Source organism: Bacillus cereus group sp. MYBK245-2 (assembly GCF_051916145.1).
Taxonomy (GTDB): Bacteria; Bacillota; Bacilli; order Bacillales; family Bacillaceae_G; genus Bacillus_A; species Bacillus_A pacificus.
Genome location: NZ_JBQAGB010000014.1, coordinates 80,490 through 99,829, shown reverse-complemented (window position 1 = coordinate 99,829; position 19,340 = coordinate 80,490). Strand labels below are relative to the sequence as shown.

The window sequence follows — 19,340 nt, the reverse complement described above, 5'->3', positions numbered from 1 at the left end:
ACGATTTTATTTTCAATTAAAATTTACTTGCTACTTTAGCTGCTTCTTCAAGACCAGCTGCAATGATTTCTTCTGCTTTATCTGGGAATTGATTATGTCCTTCAATAACTACTGTTTCCATGTTTGTTGCACCGAAGAAGCCCATCATGCTTGCTACATATTTAACAGCCATTTCTACTTCAGCTGCTGGACCTTCAGAATATACACCGCCGCGCGCGTTTAATAATGCAATCTTCTTATCACCAATTAAACCAACTGGGCCTTCTGGCGTATATTTAAATGTTTTACCAGCTCGGTTTAAATAGTCAATATATGTGTGTAATACTGCTGGAATCGTTAAGTTCCATAATGGGAAACCGAAAACGACTTTATCAGCTTCTAGGAATTGATTTAAATACTTATCAGCAACTGCTACTGCTTTTGCTTCCTCTTCAGTTAAATCAAATCCTTTACCTGCTTTGAATGTACCATTAATCATATCTACGCCTACATATGGTAATTCTTCTTTATATAAATCAAGTTCTACTACTGTATCATTTGGATGTGCTTCTTTATAGTTCGCTAAAAATGCCTCGTATAATTTCACACTAACTGCTTGTTCCGCTGGGCGGTTGTTTGCTTTTACAAATAAAACTGTTGCCATTGTTTTTCCTCCTACTACTCACTCTTATGTTGTTATATGCTTTTAAAAAGGTATCCCTTGTAATTGTTGTTTTGTTGCTTACAAACATATTTTATCTTTATATCAAGACAATTTCGTCCTCACATAGACGTATTTTTCCATAAAAAAAGTCCACCTTCTAAAGGCGAACTAGGTCTTACGACTTTCGTCTTATACAACTCCATTTTTCACTGCATATAATGCCGCTTGCGTACGATCAGATAAATTCAACTTACTCAAAATACTACTTACATGAGCTTTTACCGTTTTTTCTGTAATAACTAAAACAGAAGCGATTTCTTTATTACTCATCCCTTTCGCTAATAGCTGCAATACTTCATTTTCTCTCGCTGTTAGCACATCCACTTGAATAGAAGGCTCTTCTTCTTTTTCTTCTACAGGTAATGTTTGAGAGAGAAGAGCATTTGCTATATCAGGATGTAATTGAATATTACCTTTATATGCACTTCGAATAGCCTCAACAAGCTGATCCGGTTCTACATCTTTTAAAATATACCCGCTTGCTCCAGCCCTTAATGCTGGTAACACATGCGCCTGATCAGAAAAGCTAGTTAATACAATTACTTTCACATCAGGATATTCTTTTTTAATACATGCTGTCGCCTCAACACCATCCATTTCGGGCATATATAAATCCATTAGTACAACATCAGGATTCGTCTCCCCTACTTTTATTAGTGCCTCTTTCCCATTACTTGCTTCTCCAACTAACTCTATATCTTCCTGTGTACTTAAGAAAAATGCTAATCCTTTTAAAACGACTGTATGATCATCCACTAACAATACTTTTATTTTCACAAACTTCCCTCATTTTCACATCATAATGGTACGTTTACTTTTACACTTGTTCTTTTTTTATCACTTACAACTTTAATTGTTCCACCGATTAATTCTACTCTTTCGCGCATCGTAGTCATGCCAAGTGATTTCTTCTCTTTTATATCCTTTTCTACAAAGCCGTTTCCTTGATCTACTATTTCTAATGATACATTCTTCTCCGTCACTTTGAAATAAATCGTCGCTTCTCTAACATTCGCATGCTTACTTACATTATTTAAAGCTTCTTGTCCAATTCTCCATAGCGCTTCCTCTACTACACGTGGTAAATCACGGACACCTGTAACTTGTTCCCGAATTTTCAATCCCAAACTTTCACCATATTGCTTTAAAGCTGGTAATAACCCTTTCTCTAAACCCGCTGGACGTAGTTGCCAAATTAACGTCCTCATTTCTTTTAAAGCTCCTTGCGCTAGTTCACGCATATCATGCAAAGATCGATCCACTTTTTCATTTTGACCTTTTAAAACTGCCTCAGCGCCTTTTGTCATAAAGGTTAACGAAAATAGCTTTTGTGAGACGGAATCATGTAAATCCCTTGCTAACCGATTTCTTTCTTCCATTCGTACAAGTTCACGCCGTTGCTCATTTAACCTTAAATTTTCTATCACGAAGGAAATATGATTTGTAATTGCTTGAAGTACATCTATCGTATTCACATCAAATTCACCATTATTTGAACTAACACATAAAACACCAAATATGTGAGTTTGAATCTGTATTGGTGTAGCAATAACCGTCCTATTAGAGGCTACCTTATGACTGACTTGATGATTTAATAGAATAGGTTCACCTTTTTCTAATGCTTCTTTCGCTGCTTTTTTTATATCCTCTTGCAATTCTTCCTGGCAATAAGATGCCCGCAAGGATAATTCTTTCTCTTCCCTAATAAAGAATGCGACTTGATTCCACTGAAACACTTCACCTAATTGATCTACAACTTTTTCAGGCAATATATTAAATTGATGAATCGTTCTTAAAACTTGAATGAACCGTTCTAATTTCACATAATAATGTGCTCTTCGCTTTTCATTTTCATATAACTTTGCTCGTTTTAAAGCCGTTCCAATTTGGAAGGCAACTGATTGAAGCAATACTAATTCTTCTTCTGAAAAATGTGTTTTACCTGGGCTTGCCACATTTAACAAACCAAATTTTTCTCCTCCAGCCTTTAAAGGAACCGTAGCATGATGAAGAATTCCTTCTGTATCTCCCCAATTATATTCAATTGCATTATTAATTCTTTTACATTCAATAATATTAACAGCTCGTTCTAATTTTCCATCAACAAAGCCACGTAAACACCAACATTCCCCTTCACACATCGGACGTTTGTTTTCATATGTAAGTGCCTCTGGTAATTGATAATCAATTAATTTTGTATACCTACCATCTTCATCCGCAAGAAATATCCATCCTGTCGTTAAACCTGTTACACTCAGCAATTTTTCTAGTACTGCTTGCAATACATGATATGTATCATTTGATGTATTTAGTGTTTCTGCAATCTCTTTTAATATAACTAATTCATTTGTACGATTCTCTTGAAACATAATTCGTCTCCTACATACAAGATTTTACATAGTTCCTAACATAAATCATCTACTTTTCACTTTGTACTTATTCGTAACATTGATATAATGGTGAAAACATAGTTTTCATTATATCACCTGAGGGGGCTTTTCATAATGACATTAAATAAAGCACTTACTATCGCTGGTTCTGACACAAGTGGCGGTGCTGGTATACAAGCAGATTTAAAAACATTCCAAGAACTTGGTGTGTACGGAATGACATCTCTTACGACAATCGTAACGATGGATCCACATAACGGTTGGGCACATAACGTATTCCCAATCCCAGCTTCTACATTAAAACCACAATTAGAAACGACAATTGAGGGAGTTGGCGTAGATGCTTTAAAAACAGGTATGCTTGGATCAGTAGAAATTATTGAAATGGTTGCAGAAACAATCGAAAAACATAATTTCAAAAATGTAGTAGTTGACCCTGTTATGGTATGTAAAGGGGCTGATGAAGCATTACATCCTGAAACGAATGATTGCTTACGTGACGTTCTTGTTCCAAAGGCATTAGTTGTCACACCAAACTTATTTGAAGCTTACCAATTAAGTGGCGTAAAGATTAATTCTCTTGAAGACATGAAAGAAGCAGCGAAAAAAATCCATACTTTAGGTGCGAAGTATGTCCTAATTAAAGGCGGTAGCAAGCTTGGTACCGAAACTGCAATCGACGTTCTATATGATGGAGAGACATTCGACATTCTAGAATCAGAAAAAATTGATACGACAAATACACACGGCGCAGGTTGCACATATTCTGCTGCAATTACAGCAGAACTTGCAAAAGGAAAACCTGTAAAAGAAGCAGTAAAAACTGCTAAAGAATTTATCACAGCTGCTATCCGTTATTCATTCAAGATCAACGAATACGTAGGCCCAACACATCACGGTGCATATCGTAAATTCGTTGTATCAAAAGAGCTTGTCTAACTTATAAATAAAAACACCCACAGAGTGTGTATTTCCCTCTCTGTGGGTGTTTTTATTTATAAGCTCTTCTGGTCATCCTATCTTTAAGATGCGGAACTAACCTGATTTCTACCATTTCTTTTGGAGTAATATAATGCATCATCGGCAGCTTGAATAAATTGCTCTGGTGATTCTTCATATACTGAAACGCCTACTGAAACTGTAATTTTTATTTTTGTTCCATTTAACAATTCGAATGAATGGTTTTCAACAGCTGTGCGAACTTTTTCCCCCGTATGCATTCCGTAAGCTAATCCCTTCTTTGGTATCAAAAGCGCGAACTCTTCTCCACCTTTTCGAAAGGACAAATTTGGGAACGGTGAAACTTCCCTTAAAATACTACCTATTTGTTTTAACACTTCATCTCCTGCAGGATGCCCATACGTATCATTTACACACTTAAAATGATCAATATCTATAAGTAGTAAACAAAGTGAATCATTTTTCATACGCTTATTACCAATATGATGATTCATTTCTAAATCAAACTGCCTTACATTTCCTAAACCTGTCAATGCATCTATCGTTGCATATTGCTTCATCTTTTGAAATAACTCATTGGATTGTAATACATAATTCGCGCTTATAAATGTGATATATGCCGCTATACTACTACAAACTAAATATAATACTACTATAGATCTATCCTTAAATAAAATAGAAAGTGGCACTACTAAAATAGATAAACTATATATATTAAACCATATCCACCTTGTAAATATAGAAGCTTTCATCCGCCAAATAAAAATAATTCCAACGCCTATTAATACAATAGTATAACAAGCCAATTCAGAGGCTAAAGAGTACTCGGTTAAAAATAATCGGGTAATTAAAATAATCGTAACTGTTATACTACTAGCTATTGGACCTCCAATTGTAATTGCCAAAATAACAGCTAAATAACGTAGATCCAACATAATATCCTCAATATGTACGCCAAAATGCATCAATAGTATACTTAATATTCCAGTCAACAATCCTACTACACATTTCTGCCAAAAAGAGAACTCTTCTTTTAACGGCTTGTCCCTTAAAAGCTGCCCTCCAATAAAAATAAAGGAAAGAATAATTGTTGTATTTACAAATAAATCCCTTAACATAAAATAATCTCCCTACTTTTCTATCTATCCCTTTCCTTATTTTATTGTATACGAAATACCTATAATTCCCAAAGCTTTTTATTTATTTTTTGCTGTTCCACGTGAAACAGCAAAAAATAAAAAGGACGAAAATTCGTCCTTTTCACTAACAACAGCGCGAGATTTTTCCGCCCTTTGCATTAAATCTTGCTTCTTGCGCTTCTGCAAAAAATTGTTTTTGACATACAACTTCTTCTTCTGGATGATGCTTTTTCATATGCTCTACATATGTTTCATAGCTTGGTACCCCAACAAGTAAGCTAATAAAGTGTTTCCTTTGTCCCCATACTTGCCGTAGTCTTTTAAGCATAGTTCCTCGACTCACTTTCATCTCTAGGGATATATGGTGCCTCTTTTAGCGGCATCGGCTTATTTCTTAATACTTGAATCCAAATACGAATTGCAGAAATTAATACAGCGATTACAACGATCATAAAAATCCCACAAAGTGCCGCATCAATATAATCATTGAAAATAATTTGCTTCATTTGGGCAACATTTTTAGCTGGCGCTAACACTTTCCCTTCATCTAATGCTCCTTGAAACACCTTCGCGTGGGATAGAAATCCTATTTTAGGATTTTCATGAAATAGCTTTTGATAACCCGCTGTCATCGTTACAATAAGCAATCCGACAGTTGGAATAAGCGTCACCCAAACATATGCCTTTTTTCCCATTTTGAATAAAATTGTCGTTCCAAGTAATAATGCAATACCTGCTAACATTTGATTTGCAATACCGAAAAGTGGCCATAATGTATTAATTCCACCAAGTGGATCAACTACCCCTTGATATAAGAAATAACCCCATCCTAATACACATAACGTTGTAGCTATTACATTCGCGAATGTAGAATCCGTTTTCCCAAATGGCTTATACACATGCCCTAAAATATCTTGAATCATAAATCGGCCGACACGCGTTCCAGCATCAATTGTTGTTAAAATGAATAGTGCTTCAAAGAGAATCGCAAAATGATACCAAAATGCCATCATGGCCGTTCCACCTATTACTTGTGAGAAAATATATGCCATACCTATCGCTAACGTTGGTGCACCACCTGTACGTGATAAAATCGTTTGCTCTCCAACGTTTACAGCGAGATCTTTTAGTTCATTTGGTGTAATAGCAAATCCCCATGAGGAAATAACTTGAGCTGCCTGCGAGACATCTGTACCGATAAGTGCTGCAGGACTATTAATTGCAAAATACGTTCCCGGTGTTAATACACAAGCTGCAATCATCGCCATCGCCGCTACAAACGACTCCATTAACATTGCTCCATAACCGATTGGCTGTGCGTGTCCCTCTTGCTCAATCATCTTCGGCGTCGTACCTGATGAAACAAGAGCATGGAATCCAGACACTGCACCACAAGCAATAGTAATAAATAAGAACGGGAATAAGTTTCCAGAGAACACAGGACCAGTTCCATCAATAAATTTCGAAACTGCTGGCATTTGTAAATCTGGTGCTACAATTAAAATACCGATTGCTAATCCTACAATTGTTCCGACTTTTAAAAATGTACTTAAATAATCACGTGGTGCTAAAAGCATCCAAACTGGTAATGCCGATGCGATAAACCCATATACAATAAGCATTATAGCAATTGTTTCTCCGCTAAACGTGAACATGCTTGCAAGCGCTGGATTTTCCGCTACATACTGCCCTCCAATAAGAGACAGTATAAGTAGGATAATTCCAATTACTGACCCTTCACCAACCCGTCCAGGCCTAATGTAGCGCATATATACTCCCATTAAAATAGCAATAGGAATCGTCGCTGCTATCGTAAACATTCCCCAAGGGCTTCCGACAAGCGCCTTTACTACTACTAATGCTAATACTGCTAATAAAATAATCATAATGCCTAAAATACCAATCATTGCAATAAGTCCTGTAACAGGACCAATCTCATCTTTAATCATTTCACCGAGAGATTTACCATTACGTCTCATCGAAGCAAATAAAATGACAAAATCTTGCACAGCTCCAGCGACAACTACCCCTACAATAATCCATATTGACCCTGGCAAATATCCCATTTGTGCCGCCAAAATCGGTCCTACTAAAGGCCCAGCCCCAGCGATTGCTGCAAAATGATGCCCAAATAATACCCATTTATTTGTTGGAACATAATCTTTTCCATCATTTAATGTATGAGCTGGCGTTTGCCGATTATTATCTAAACCGAATACCTTTCTCGCTATAAATCTACTATAAAAGCGATAAGCAACTGCATACACACATACCGCAGCTACTAAGAGCCATACAGCATTAATAGTTTCACCTTGTGATAAAGCTATTACACCAAAAGCACCGGCTCCTACTGCTGCAATAACTCCCCAAAGTAAAATTGACTTCACTGTTCTCACATACAATCCCCCCAATACTATTTCTTAGTGGGATTGTACTAAATTTTCTGAATATTTAATTTGAATCCTCCCTATCATGAAGGATTTTTAGTTTATCATGTTAAAAAATTCGCATTATCTGCTATAATTCAATTTTATTTCGAAGTCGTTTCACATAATTACGACTTACTGGAATCGGTTGCTCATCATATTTATCTAAATACAGATTATATGTGCCATTATAGTAAGGCTTTAACTCTTGTACATATGACATATTAATTAAATAACTTTTATGCACCCGTAAAAAATCATATGCATTTAGCTTATTTTCTAGCTCCTGAAGTGTATATGTTGAAATATACTGATTATTTGTTGTATAAATTGAAACTGTTTTGTTTTCCTTATTTTTGCTTACATATACAATATCTTCAGGGAAAATATACCGAATCCCCTCTTGACCTTCTATCGGTAGTTTACGCAAATAGCTCTTTGCTTTCTCACCTTGCTCTTTAGCCATTCTATATAAAAGGAATTGCAAATCTTCCTCGCGGAATGGGCGTAGTAAATAATAAACTGCTTGAAAACGAAATGCTGTAATGGACTCTTCTATATCTTCACCCATAAAAATAAATTTCGTATAACAATTTACTTCCCGTAATAAACTCGCATATTCAAAACCCGTTCCATCTATTAATTTTGAATTTAAAAAAACAAAATCTGGTGTATGCTTCTTCATCATAAATAATGATTCTGTTCCTGTATTTGCTTCAAAACATTCTACATTCCTTATATTTTCAGTAAATTTTTCAGCTAAACTTCTTCGCTCTTCTGCATCTTCCATGATCAGTAAAATTTTCATTTCTTCAACCACCTAATTCTTTTGTCCGTATGTCCTGTTGTATACATTCGCTTTTATAAGGAACATTCCCTTTTTCTTACTATACCATTATTTATCTAAAAAAACAGAAAAAAGGGAACCATCATGGTTCCCCCTGCCCTTTTATTCCGTTATTTGTAGGCAGTAAAACCCACTGAATGAGAAAACATGAGCTCTTAGTTTTACTACTCTAAAACATAATTGGTACGGACCAATAATTGAGATCACTTACCGATTAAAGTTTTACCTTATACTAATTCTCGTTGTTTCGTTTCTTGCCCAAGTATAATTACAGCAAATACGCCTATTAAAATTGATCCACAGAAAATCGTAAATATTAGTGATAGTGAAGCCTGTGAAGCAACTAAATATCCTACTAATAGCGGTCCAAGAATACCACCAATACGACCGAATGCTGCCGCCATCCCTGCACCTGTACCACGAATAACTGTTGGGTATTGTTCAGGTGTATAAGCATATAATGCACCCCAAGCACCTAAATTAAAGAATGATAGTAACATGCCTGCTACGATTAATACCGTTAATGACTCTGCTACTCCAAATAAGTAAGCACTGCAAGCTGTACCAATTAAATACGTAACTAAAACAAACTTACGACCAAGACGTTCAATAAACCAAGCAGCTGTGAAATAACCTGGCAATTGAGCTAACGTCATAATAAGTACGTATTGGAAACTTTTTATTAAACTAAATCCTTTTAATACCATTACACTAGGTAACCAAAGGAACATGCCATAATAGGAGAAAACAACAGAAAACCATAAAATCCATAACATAATTGTTGCCTTACGATATTCCCCAGACCAAACTGACTTTATATTTTCGATAACGGATGGCCTTTTTTCAACCTTTTGGAATCTTGGAGAATCCGGTAAATTCCATCTTAAATATAAAGCATATAGCGCCGGAACCGCACTCAATATCATCGCAACTTCCCAACCATATTTCGGTATAACAAAATACGAGATAAGAGCTGCGATTAGCCATCCACCTGCCCAAAAACTTTCTAATAGCACAACTATTTTGCCACGTTCATGTGCTTCAACACTCTCCGATACTAATGTAGAAGCAACTGGAAGTTCTCCACCAAGCCCCATACCAATTAAAAATCGTAAAACAAGGAACATAGCAAGTGTCGTCGTTAAAGCCGTTAAACCACTACCGATAGAAAATAATAATAATGTAATAATAAAGACTGATTTTCGCCCTATTTTATCTGATAGTATTCCAAAAACGAGCGCCCCGACCGCCATACCAATTGAATTAATGCTGCCTATCCAGCCCATTTCTTGGGTACTTAATCCCCAATCTTTTTGCAGCGCTACCATTACAAATGAAAGCATTCCAACATCCATTGCATCAAATAACCATCCAAGCCCCGCTATACTAAGTAGCTTTCGCTTCGAAATTTCTTTCACCTTGCCCACAAGAAGTCCTCCTTACACAGCTGTCTTTACACATCATTTTACATGTGTGAATTGTATAAGTAAAATACTTTCGTGTAAAAAATTCTCCTTCATCATTCCCAAAAAGTAAAATACTTATCCGACTATTTGAGGGCAGTAAGACCCCTCACCTCAAAATTCAGCTGAAGCAAAGAGAGATAGATAAAAAAACCATGGCCATTAAACACCCGATTAGTGAGTGTCCGCAATCGGTAGTAGATGAATAAAAACGCACTTTATTAAAAATGGACAAATAAAAAAGTAGCGATAGAACGCTACTTTTTTGAACGCATGACTTCTTTTAAAAATTCCGCTAATACTAACTGACGACGCCAACGCGTTGGATTGCTACACAATCTATAAAACCACTCTAAATGGATCGCTTGAATCCATTTTGGTGCACGTTTTACCTCTCCAGCCCATACATCTAAACTTCCGCCTACTCCAACGGCCATTTTCGTTTCTAAACGATGCTTATTCGTTTGGATAAAGTTCTCTTGTCTCGGGAAACCAAGTGCAACAAGCAATAAGTCTGGTTTTGCCTTTTGAATACGAGAAACAATATTTTCTTCTTCTTCTTGTTTAAAATACCCATCTTGTATACCCACAATAGATACAGCTGAATACGTCTTCGTTAAATGATCTGCTGCAGCTTGTACAACATGCGGTTTTGCACCTAATAAGAAAACTGATACTGGTTTATTGTCTTCTGATAACGCCGCAAGTAAATTACACATTAAATCAAAACCTGCTACACGTTCCTTTACAGGTGTACCTAACATACCACTTGCTTTTACGACTCCAATACCATCAGGTGTAATTAAATCTGCATTTAATAATGTTTGATGGAATGCTTCATCCTTTTTTGCACACATAACAATTTCAGGATTTGCTGTTACTACCTGAAAAGTATGTGTTCGCTCCACTTCTAGTTGTTCTTTTAAATATTGGACCGTTTCATCCATTGTCATTGTAGAAAAAGGAACGCCTAGAATATCAACTGTTTGTACTGCCATAGTTAACTATCCTCTCTATCATTACAAGTTTTTCGCTATTAATTGCTTATATGTTTCCTTTGTATCTTCATATAGTTTTTGAAGTGAGAAGTTCATAATAGCATGCTCATAAATATGTTTCCCCATTGCTGCTAATTCTCCAGTTTTCCACTTATCATACGCTTCTTCTAAAGCTAATGCTAATGCCCTTCCATCATCTGTTGGCACAATCCATCCGTACGTTTCATCTACAATTAATGGTTCAATCTCTCCAGCCCTAGTCACAATTGATGGTACGCGTTGATTTGCCGCTTCTAATAAAACTAGTGGGAACCCTTCACTATGGGAGGTTAATAAATTCACATGTGACGACGCAAATAATTGTTTTACATCTTGACGATGCCCTAAAAACTCAACTTTATTATTAATCCCTTTTTCAGTAGCCAATGACTTTAGATTTTCTTCTAACGGGCCATCACCAACTAACAATACTTTAATTTTCTCTAATTTTGTTCGTTGTAACGCATCAAATAGAACTTCATGTCCTTTCACAGGATGCAATCGTGCTACTTGGATTGCCGTAAATACATCTTCATCAATATTGAACATTTCTTTTTTATTATAACCTTCTGCTTTTTCCTTATCGTATTCAATTCCATTATAAATAACATGCATCTTTTCATTAGAAATGCCTAAAGCAGCTAAACTTTTCTTTAATCTATTTGTTACAACAAAAAATAAATCTACATTTTTTAAGGCTTTCAAATTCAATTTCGTAAAAATCCAACCTTTTAAGCCTTGTTTAGTAAAGTCTTCAAATGGATCACTATGAATAGTCGTTACCCATTTTGCCGTTATTCTCTTTTTCATTAAAGAAACATAGAAATTAGCCCTAGGACCATGCGTATGAACTATATCAAATTTTTCATTATTAATGAATTCGCTTATATTCTTTAAAATAGATAAATCATAGCGGGATTTTTGTGAAAACACATGGACTTTTATCCCTAACTCTCTTGCTTCTTTCGCAACAATTCCATCTTCAAATACCGCTAATTCTACTTCACCAGTTGGAAACTGATCGAGAAGTGAAATAATATGTGTTTTCCCTCCCCCATCTTCTGCTCCTGCATTCATATGCAATATCCTCATATTTTTTCCTCCTTTAAATCCTCGCCACATTTCCATCTATCTTTATTTTACTGTACTAAAAAATAAAAGCTAACAAAAGTTAGCTTTTATTTTGATCATTCAATTTCTAAGTCTACAATTAGATAAGCTAACACCACTACAAAGTAGATCCCAACTCCTGGTGCTGTTAAAATATGTCCTGCAATATAAGCAATACCTAATGCTAACAATAAGCTTGCTGCAATCATTCCATATTTTATATTAAATATCTCTTTAAACCTTGTAATAAATACTAGTAGGATTCTTAAGCCGTAATAAATAAATGGAATCATTAGTAATGCAAAACCAATAATCCCAAAGTCATAAAACCAATCATGGAAGTCCATTTCAATTAGCTTTGGATCTGGCTGCTTTTGTTCATTATATTTAAAATTACCTGCATAACCCATTCCTAATAACTTTTGTGACGTTGGCGCTTCTTTAAAGAACTGCTTATGTCTTTCTTCATATACTTGACGTCCGCTGAAAATAAGATTTTCTTGATTTTCTTTCTTTTGCTCTTTCTCAAGCTCTTTCTTAACTTCCTCTTCTATCTTTGCCTTTTCTTCTGGCTTTTCAACTTTATGATGATTTTCTTCTTTTGCTTTAAGTTCTTGCTCTTTTTTCAGCTTCTCTTTAATTTCTTTTTCTTTTTGACCTTGCTGTGCCACATTTTGCTCTGATAAATAGTTATTGTGAATGCCCATATTTTGTGCTAATGGCGTTTGTTTAAACGTTCCAACTACACCAGCTAATAGGACAATAGCAATTACTGCATTAAGCGCAAGGGATTTTTTGTTCGGATTTTTTCTATCAAATAATAATTGTAGTACAATGATCCCGATTGCTGCCGCTAACGTAGCACCAATTGAGCCCATTCCTACTTTCGTACCGACCTGAATTAATGAGTAAATCATTAAAAGCGATGGAATCCAATATAAAACGTGTTTCCAGCTCTTTGTTTTTTGAATAGAATATAGTACCACAATAGGGAAAATAATGGCTAAGATTGAACCTAGTTCATTCCCTGCATAGAACCAACCTCGAGAACCCACCTTCATCCATTCATAACTACCAAAGTCAGTAGATGTTGAAATAGAAATAACCATAATTGCGTTAATGATTAATGTAGAATATACAATACTATTTCGAACCTTATCACTAATATTAACTTTCTTTTTCAATGATTTTAAAGCTAAAATGTATGATCCCAGCATGATATATATATATAATGCTTTCGCAACGAATTTAACTTCTTCACCAAGTACAATAGGATTCTTAACTAGTTTGTTATTAATAAATCCTACCCCTAAAACTCCGGCTAGTAATATAAGATAAATTAAAAACTTTCTATTTCCCTTCTCTTTTGCCTGAATTAAAATGTAAATACTACCCACAGCCATAATAAGGAATCTTACTAAAATTCCAACGGTAGCACTTGACTTTAATAAAGTGATGCTAAGAGACGTTAATAAATCTAAAACAGGCTGTAAAATAATAAAAAAGAGCAAAAAACGCTCAAATCTAACCCTAGCTTGATTTGCTAACATTCCAAGACCTCCATACAAAATCTTAACATTATCTTTTAATCATAATTTTTTATCATTCAAACACACCTAGCAATTATAACATAACTCATATTCAAATCGAGAACTATTTTTCCAGCTAAAACTAGCCAGGACAAGTATTAATCAGTAATAGAAATTACTGTCCTTTCGCTATACTCCCTATTTTTACAAAAGCTATCTAACAACCATCCCCTTATTTTTGTCAGTATATACATATTTTTTTATCATTTTATACAGATGTAAACAACATACCTATCATTGTAACATTTTACCAAATAGGTAACACCAAAAAAATGTAAAATTAATCTTTTCATATCTTTTTCAAATTACTTTATAGCTATTTTCCAAACATTTTCAAACGCTTTCTTTATGTATTTTATCCGTTTTTCTACATGTAGCGAAAAGTAATTGTTATTTCCAATACTTTAGTGTATATTTTTTCTCTGGAACATCTTTAAGAGGAAGGGATTAAGGCCATGTTATTAATCGATATATTTACGTTTCTTGGCATTATCGCCGCTGCCATTTCTGGTACATTAGTTGGTTTAAAAAAAGATTTAGATTTATTCGGTGTCCTTTGTTTAGCTGTAGCTACTGCGCTCGGCGGCGGTATTATTCGTGATATTATGATCGGTAACCTGCCTCCCGTCGCATTTGTTAAACCCATTTACTTTTTCGTAAGCGTATTATCAGCATTATTTACTTGTATGTTTTTTGAGCGTATCAATAAACTTCAAGTTGTTATTATGCTTTCTGATGCTGTTGGTTTAGGCGTTTTTACAGCTATTGGTGCAAATGCGGCAATGTCACATCATGTTGACGCCTCATTTTTAGTTGTTTCAATGGGAGTCATTACAGGTATTGGAGGCGGTATTTTGCGTGACATTTGCGCTCAAGATATCCCCTACGTATTCCGAAAAGAAATTTACGCCATCGCTTCTATTTTAGGGGCAATTAGTTTCCTAATCACATATGCAATGGGGGCACACGTATTGGCTTTCTATGTTTGTTTATTAGTAACATTCATTATTCGTGTTGTCACTGTCATATATAATGTACATTTCCCAGTTTTCTTTAAAACACATGCTAAAATTAATAAAGGTCATTAAGAGAATTCTATATGGAATTCTCTTAATTTATATACTATTCTACACACTAATATAGAGTAATTGTATATAAATATATATAATTATATTAGAACCAAAAAAATGAAAACGCTTTACAAACAGGGGGAAGAACGATGCTTGGGGTTTTTAAAAAACATAACAATACAACAAACGTAAGTATACTTGAATTAAGTAAGAATCAACAAATCACTTTTAACGTTCCTACTAATTCTGAACTGAAAATTCAAATGGATATGCTACATATTTCAAAAGAAGATTTACAAATCGTAAAGGTACTACAGCCTTTTATTTATGAAGAAATTGATTGGATTACTGAAAAATTCTATTCCAATATTACAAAACAGCCTAATTTAATTACGATTATCGAACGTTATAGCTCTATTCCAAAACTAAAGCAAACTTTAAAAACACATATAAAAGAATTATTTAGCGGAGATATGCATGAAAACTTTATTGAACAACGTGTTAGAATTGCAAAAAGACATGTACAAATTGGGTTACATAGAAAATGGTATACTGCCGCTTATCAAGAATTATTCCGCTCTATCATGAAGATTTTAAAAACGAAAATTACAACAATTGACGATTTTTCTTATTCTATAAACGTAATAAACAAATTACTTACTCTTGAACAAGAACTCGTTATTGCGTCTTATGAATCTGAATATGAAAGAATGCAAAAAGAACTTGAAAAAGAAAAAGAAATAACAGCTATGACCATTACGCATATTGCAACAGAACTAGCATCTGTATCTGAAAAAACAAGTGCTTCTATTCAACAGTTAACCGCTAAATCTGAAACGATTGTAGAAATTGCTAAAACAGGTACGTCATTAGCTACAACATCAGAAGAAAAAGCAAATAAAGGTAAAGAACAATTAAATGAGCAAAATAAACGAATGGAATACATTCAAACGAACATGGAAACGATTATTACAGATACACATGAACTTCTCGATATTTCTAACAAAATTAACGAAATTATAGATATTGTAAAATCAATTGCCGAGCAAACAAATTTACTCGCACTAAACGCTGCAATTGAATCTGCGCGTGCTGGGGAATTTGGCAAAGGCTTTTCTGTTGTAGCTGGAGAAATTAGAAAGTTATCAGAGCAAACGAAAGAATCTATATTTAACGTTACAAAGCTCGTTGAAAAAACAAATGAACAGATTGTTCGTGTCTCTTCTTCCGTGAAACAAATTAGCTCTCTCGTATCTGAAGGAACTGATAGTATGTCTGCAACGGATCAATACTTCCAAGAAATCGTAAAAGACATGTCTAACTCAAAAGAACAGAATAAAAAAATTGAAAATGAGTTAGAAACCATTTCACAAGTAATGAAAGGAATTCAAGACGATTCCTCAAAAATGGCTCTAACAGCTGATAGTTTACAACTAGAACTGAACCGATAGAGCGATTACAGTAGAGATTTTTTATCTCTACTAGCTCTTAGTATTCATCTTCCATCAAAAAAAAGAATCCAATTTGGATTCTTTTTATTTTCTAAAGAATATTTTTTGACAATACACATAACTCATATAAACACCAAAGCTTTGCAAAATAAACAATGCTGGCACAATAAGATTATAATATGCCATATCGACTTGGAAGAGCTTTAGCAATACGTACCCGCTAATTAACAATAAGAACAACATATATCCCTCGTTTTGTTGTTTCTTAATAAGGAAGTGTAATAGAGCTATAGTCATAAATAATGTTACCGCTATATATATCAGTTTTTCACATTTAAAAAGAATAGAATTTATTCCCTCATCTGAAAACTGATTTATCACCGGTTCTAAAAGTTTAAATCTTTCTCCCTCAATCTCTTTTAACTTTTGATCAATATGCTCTGTTACACTTTGATTTTTCGATACTTTTTCCTCACGTTGCGTTTTTCCAATTAAGACAGATTGAACATACGTCTCATTCGTAATCGTATATTGTGACAGTCCCATTGTCTTAATTCCATAATTCACACTAAAATGAGCACTATAAAACAGAATAAGTATCCCTATCGTCTTTAGTAACACTTTTTGTTTCGTTGCTGATTGAAACACTTCAATTAATAATACATATATCGTGATAAAAATAGGAAGAAATAATCCCATTGGGAAAATCATATTACTACATGCAAATAAAATCGCTGAAAACACCCACATATAAGGATGATCTAATCCTTTATATAAAAGTATGTAGCAAGCAAAATAAAATAAAAACATTGCAAGTGACTCAGGAGTTAATACGGAACTCATGAATATATTTGGAATATACAGAGCATAAAATGTGGAAGCAATACGACCGCATTCTTCTCCAAAAACCATTGCCGCAATACGATAAATAAAAAGTGCAGTTCCTGCGCAAAATAACACATTAAATAGTTGCAAAGCAAATAATGTATTACCAAATATACGAATAATTACTGACTCATATATAATAAACGGCAAATGAGTTACAGTCCCTATATTATTACCAATTGCAATCTCCTTTGCAGACTCATACATCACTTTCATATCACCAATTATTGGAGCGTCTACAAATAACAGCATACTAAGCCTCACAAGTATAGATACACTTATAAGAAAAATAAGAAATTGTTTGTCTGTAAAACGATATTGTAGAATTGATGCCACTAACAAAATGAGTATGACGAAAATTGCCAATATGATTGTTACACTTGTTGTACTTCCTCCAAAAAATTGCTTACTTGTCTCAAATGCTGTCCAACAACTATAAACAAAAAATGCGAGCATCGCACCAATCGTAATTTTATTGAAGAAAGATGAAAAATTTGTTTGTATATGATTCATATGTCCATTGCACCTCTATTTCCATTCATAACAAAACGATTCTATCATGAATGGGTACACGGCTGATAGGGAATTTCTATGACAAATATATAGTCATTACTTTTTACTTGCAATGTAAGCGAATCCTCTTTTACACTACATTTTAGATAAAATAAATTTTCTTTCAGTTACATGAATACAAATACAGAAGTTTAAATAATCCTCTTTTGGAATACGCTTTACTTTATTAAATATCTAATATGAGTAATCCACTTACACATATTATTCTGATTGAAAACAGACTATAGGGGCTGAATATATGGAAAAGAAATTCATGCGAGAATCAAAAGCAATTAAAACAACACGTGTTTTTCCTAACGATTTAAATAATCACCAAACACTTTTTGGAGGGAAATTATTAGCAGAAATTGATAGTATTGCTTCAATTGCGGCTGCAAGACATAGTCGTAAACATTGCGTAACAGCATCTATTGATTCAGTTGATTTTTTAACCCCAATTCACCAAGCTGATTCTGTTTGTTATGAAGCATTTGTATGTTATACAGGGAAATCTTCAATGGAAGTTTTCGTAAAAGTAATCGCAGAAAATTTATTAGCAGGCGAGCGTAGAATTGCCGCCACTTGCTTCATTACATTTGTGGCAATAAAAGATGGAAAACCTTCGTCCGTACCACAAGTACTTCCTGAAACTGAGGAAGAACATTGGTTACACACAACCGGTTCAGAACGCGCGGAAAATAGAAAAAAAGGACGTTTAAAAAGTAAAGAAATGGCTGAGGTTTTAACTTTAAATAAACCTTGGAATATTTAATACGATACTCTTCCATATACATGCATAGGTTCTTTCTTCCTTGCATGTATTTTTTATACAAAATATTCTCTCTTATCCTTTTATTCTCAATCTGTTCTCTTAAAACATGCACCAGCTTTTCCTTTATTTTGTTATACTGTTAATGGTATATTAAATAAAGTTCGTTTAAAAATAACCATAATATGATTAAGTATATAAGGGATGGTGCGGTAATGACTATTGAAGTACCAATTTCAATACCAAAAACGTTAATTATTATTCCAGCGTATAACGAGGAAGAAGCAATTGCAGATACATTAACAAGATTATTAAAACTAAAACAGCATTTTACTGGATTAAGCATTTGCGTTATTAATGATGGATCACACGATAAAACAGCTCAAATCGTAAAAGAATTTCCTGTTCACCTTGTGAATTTACCCTATAATCTAGGTATTGGCTCAGCTGTACAAACTGGATATAAATACGCATATGAGAATGGATATGATATTGCGATTCAGTTCGATGCTGATGGACAACATAACCCAGATGATTTATATAAAATTATAAAGCCTATCGCTGAAGATGAATGCGATATGGTACTAGGGTCACGTTTTACAGAAAAAACAGCATATAAAGGTAGTATTTCCAGAAGAATCGGTATTTTTTATTTTACTGCCCTATTGAAAGTACTAACAAAACAAACATTTATGGATCCAACTTCTGGATATCGTGCTATCAATCGAGAAGTAATTACAATTTTTGCACACAATTATCCAAAAGATTATCCAGAACCAGAAGTTCTTATTCATTTAAAAAAGAAAAAACTTCGCATTAATGAAATATCTGTAAATATGCAAGAGCGACAAGGTGGACAATCTTCTATCACACCTTTTAAATCTGCATATTACATGATTAAGGTAAGTCTTGCTATATTGATGCAAAAAATCGTGAAAGGTTGATAATA

17 protein-coding genes and 1 pseudogene are annotated in these 19,340 nt (G+C 34.2%); 6 read left to right on the top strand and 12 right to left on the bottom strand.

What is annotated here, in order from left to right:
* Positions 1–16: 16 nt before the first annotated feature.
* The 3 genes from ACTFRN_RS21150 to ACTFRN_RS21140 all read right to left on the bottom strand — a co-directional run bounded on the left by ACTFRN_RS21150 (position 17) and on the right by ACTFRN_RS21140 (position 3,072).
* Positions 17–643: an FMN-dependent NADH-azoreductase gene (locus ACTFRN_RS21150; protein ID WP_000246724.1), complete on the bottom strand. Its 627-nt coding sequence runs from the start codon at positions 641–643 to the stop codon at positions 17–19.
* A 189-nt stretch (positions 644–832) separates the two neighbouring features.
* On the bottom strand, positions 833–1,480 hold the full coding sequence (locus ACTFRN_RS21145; protein WP_000695782.1) for a response regulator: 648 nt from the start codon (positions 1,478–1,480) through the stop codon (positions 833–835).
* Between the two features lie 20 nt (positions 1,481–1,500).
* Positions 1,501–3,072: a GAF domain-containing sensor histidine kinase gene (locus ACTFRN_RS21140; RefSeq protein ID WP_000485089.1), complete on the bottom strand. Its 1,572-nt coding sequence runs from the start codon at positions 3,070–3,072 to the stop codon at positions 1,501–1,503.
* 135 nt (positions 3,073–3,207) lie between these two features.
* Between ACTFRN_RS21140 and pdxK the strand changes: the two genes are divergently transcribed.
* Complete coding sequence (gene pdxK / locus ACTFRN_RS21135; RefSeq protein ID WP_088106272.1) at positions 3,208–4,032, top strand: pyridoxine/pyridoxal/pyridoxamine kinase; 825 nt, start codon at positions 3,208–3,210, stop codon at positions 4,030–4,032.
* An 83-nt stretch (positions 4,033–4,115) separates the two neighbouring features.
* Here the strand turns inward: pdxK and ACTFRN_RS21130 are convergent, their stop codons facing one another.
* The 8 genes from ACTFRN_RS21130 to ACTFRN_RS21095 all read right to left on the bottom strand — a co-directional run bounded on the left by ACTFRN_RS21130 (position 4,116) and on the right by ACTFRN_RS21095 (position 13,625).
* Positions 4,116–5,171, bottom strand: coding sequence for a GGDEF domain-containing protein (locus tag ACTFRN_RS21130; protein ID WP_049114190.1), 1,056 nt, complete (start codon positions 5,169–5,171; stop codon positions 4,116–4,118).
* Positions 5,172–5,316: 145 nt separating this feature from the next.
* Positions 5,317–5,520 (bottom strand): YbdD/YjiX family protein, encoded by a 204-nt coding sequence (locus ACTFRN_RS21125; RefSeq protein ID WP_000919824.1) that lies wholly within the window; start codon positions 5,518–5,520, stop codon positions 5,317–5,319.
* Positions 5,513–7,588: a carbon starvation protein CstA gene (cstA, locus tag ACTFRN_RS21120; protein WP_088106273.1), complete on the bottom strand. Its 2,076-nt coding sequence runs from the start codon at positions 7,586–7,588 to the stop codon at positions 5,513–5,515. The genes ACTFRN_RS21125 and cstA overlap by 8 nt, the downstream gene beginning before the upstream one ends.
* 121 nt (positions 7,589–7,709) lie before the next feature.
* Complete coding sequence (locus ACTFRN_RS21115) at positions 7,710–8,426, bottom strand: LytR/AlgR family response regulator transcription factor (RefSeq protein WP_000698248.1); 717 nt, start codon at positions 8,424–8,426, stop codon at positions 7,710–7,712.
* A 266-nt stretch (positions 8,427–8,692) separates the two neighbouring features.
* Complete coding sequence (locus ACTFRN_RS21110; RefSeq protein ID WP_000521111.1) at positions 8,693–9,892, bottom strand: MFS transporter; 1,200 nt, start codon at positions 9,890–9,892, stop codon at positions 8,693–8,695.
* 293 nt (positions 9,893–10,185) lie between these two features.
* The gene (locus tag ACTFRN_RS21105) at positions 10,186–10,926 is read right to left on the bottom strand and encodes a WecB/TagA/CpsF family glycosyltransferase (protein ID WP_000290759.1); all 741 of its coding nucleotides are present in this window, start codon (positions 10,924–10,926) and stop codon (positions 10,186–10,188) included.
* Positions 10,927–10,947: 21 nt separating this feature from the next.
* On the bottom strand, positions 10,948–12,057 hold the full coding sequence (locus ACTFRN_RS21100) for a glycosyltransferase family 4 protein (RefSeq protein ID WP_001221234.1): 1,110 nt from the start codon (positions 12,055–12,057) through the stop codon (positions 10,948–10,950).
* Positions 12,058–12,152: 95 nt separating this feature from the next.
* Positions 12,153–13,625, bottom strand: coding sequence for an O-antigen ligase family protein (locus ACTFRN_RS21095; protein WP_000880773.1), 1,473 nt, complete (start codon positions 13,623–13,625; stop codon positions 12,153–12,155).
* Between the two features lie 494 nt (positions 13,626–14,119).
* On the opposite strand from ACTFRN_RS21095, the gene ACTFRN_RS21090 reads away from it, so the two are divergent.
* From ACTFRN_RS21090 to ACTFRN_RS21080, 3 genes and pseudogenes are all read left to right on the top strand, one after another.
* Positions 14,120–14,752 (top strand): trimeric intracellular cation channel family protein, encoded by a 633-nt coding sequence (locus ACTFRN_RS21090; protein ID WP_000924376.1) that lies wholly within the window; start codon positions 14,120–14,122, stop codon positions 14,750–14,752.
* A 131-nt stretch (positions 14,753–14,883) separates the two neighbouring features.
* Positions 14,884–15,381, top strand: a pseudogene (locus tag ACTFRN_RS21085) (protoglobin family protein); the annotation flags it as partial.
* Between the two features lie 63 nt (positions 15,382–15,444).
* A complete protein-coding gene (locus tag ACTFRN_RS21080) occupies positions 15,445–16,185 on the top strand; it encodes a methyl-accepting chemotaxis protein (RefSeq protein WP_370530095.1) in 741 nt (246 codons plus the stop codon).
* Between the two features lie 84 nt (positions 16,186–16,269).
* Here the strand turns inward: ACTFRN_RS21080 and ACTFRN_RS21075 are convergent, their stop codons facing one another.
* Positions 16,270–17,583, bottom strand: coding sequence for an ArnT family glycosyltransferase (locus ACTFRN_RS21075; RefSeq protein WP_001015644.1), 1,314 nt, complete (start codon positions 17,581–17,583; stop codon positions 16,270–16,272).
* Between the two features lie 298 nt (positions 17,584–17,881).
* On the opposite strand from ACTFRN_RS21075, the gene ACTFRN_RS21070 reads away from it, so the two are divergent.
* Positions 17,882–18,394, top strand: coding sequence for an acyl-CoA thioesterase (locus ACTFRN_RS21070; RefSeq protein ID WP_000412121.1), 513 nt, complete (start codon positions 17,882–17,884; stop codon positions 18,392–18,394).
* 212 nt (positions 18,395–18,606) lie between these two features.
* On the top strand, positions 18,607–19,335 hold the full coding sequence (locus ACTFRN_RS21065; protein WP_000151538.1) for a glycosyltransferase family 2 protein: 729 nt from the start codon (positions 18,607–18,609) through the stop codon (positions 19,333–19,335).
* The last annotated feature ends 5 nt before the right edge of the window (positions 19,336–19,340 follow it).